The organism is Arthrobacter sp. SIMBA_036 (assembly GCF_046535135.1).
Lineage (GTDB): Bacteria > Actinomycetota > Actinomycetes > Actinomycetales > Micrococcaceae > Arthrobacter.
In genome coordinates this window covers 1-258 of record NZ_JAWRXG010000292.1, presented here as the reverse complement: position 1 = coordinate 258, position 258 = coordinate 1, and the positions used below count along the sequence as shown (strand labels likewise).

Below are 258 nucleotides of genomic sequence, written 5' to 3'. Positions count from 1 at the left end.
CTAATCAAAACTTGCAGTATACCTTCACGATGCCAGGTGATCCCGCAGTAAAGAAAAAGTTTAAATTTGTGCTTGATATTCCTGAATACTCGTATCCTATACCTCCTGAACTTCCTGAGGTTCCAGGATTCCCTCCACTTCCTAAACCCAGAAAAGACAATCTGAAGATTGTTTTAAAAAGAGGCAGTGAGATCATCATTCCGCAGCTGACAATAACAGAAGGGATGTATAAGGAGTATAATCTTAATGGTTATCCAG

General features: G+C 39.5%; 1 protein-coding gene. It reads left to right on the top strand.

Features of this window, described 5'->3' with window-relative positions; translation table 11 throughout:
* Nucleotides 1–29: 29 nt before the first annotated feature.
* On the top strand, nt 30–258 hold a 229-nt coding region (locus SB659_RS19935), incomplete at its 3' end, for a hypothetical protein (RefSeq protein WP_410551671.1).